This is a genomic window from Marseilla massiliensis, from assembly GCF_016899855.1.
In the GTDB taxonomy this organism is placed as follows: domain Bacteria; phylum Bacteroidota; class Bacteroidia; order Bacteroidales; family Bacteroidaceae; genus Prevotella.
In genome coordinates this window covers 1-764 of the sequence record NZ_JACJJG010000225.1, presented here as the reverse complement: position 1 = coordinate 764, position 764 = coordinate 1, and the positions used below count along the sequence as shown (strand labels likewise).

Below are 764 nucleotides of genomic sequence, written 5' to 3'. Positions count from 1 at the left end.
GTCATGGATTGCGGAGTGGTGCCGGCAAGACTTTCCCTGAAAGCCTCTGCCATGCCATGCAATTTCATACGGTTCATTAAATCCAGCGATATGGTATTCTGGTCCTGTTGTCCCGTAACGGGAGCTGTTTTATTGTTTACTTCCATACATATGAGTTTTATTGTTTGTCCTTTCTGTAATATTCACGTCCACGTATGTTTTTGTGGGTCAATGGAGCCGGGGAAGTCATGTCGGGCTGTACTTTCCCGTCCTCATCGGGAAGGAAATCCGCGTCTTCTCCCAGTTCAAGCACCTCGCGCAAGGCCTGATACCCGTATTGCAACTTCTGGTCCGCACATGCGCAAGCCGCAACCAGACGGTCGCGACCGTATTTTTTCTCCAACGTCAAGATACCCCGACAGGACCTGAACGCTTTTGGCGGATATTGCATGGCACGCTCCACTTCCCGTAGATAGTTCAATACGATATTGTCTATTTCCGAGGCACGTTGGAAGAGTTCCTCCAAGTCCTTGTCATAGGGGCCATAGTGTCCCGGCAGGTTGTGCTCCTTTTTCCAGGAATAAGCGTAGGGAATGTCACAGCGGTCATGGGTGACGACAAGGTTCATGCCACAGTAGATTTCCACCGTGTCGGCATCATAAAGAATCGTCATGCGCCTGCCTACATACTCCTTCGGAACGCTGTAATGGTGCTTGAACAACGAGACGTAAGAGTTCTTCCCGACAGTCATCAGTTTCCTCTCTTTCATTACGTAACGTTTCACG

Annotated in this window: 1 protein-coding gene and 1 pseudogene; both read right to left on the bottom strand. The window is 49.6% G+C overall.

All coding sequences use genetic code 11. The features are described from left to right. Window positions 1-146 (bottom strand): annotated as a pseudogene (locus H6A34_RS15095) (ATP-binding protein); the annotation flags it as partial. An 11-nt stretch (window positions 147-157) separates the two neighbouring features. Continuing rightward, window positions 158-764, bottom strand: a 607-nt coding sequence (locus H6A34_RS14500; protein ID WP_420870843.1) for a Mu transposase domain-containing protein, incomplete at its 5' end; no start/stop codon positions are given.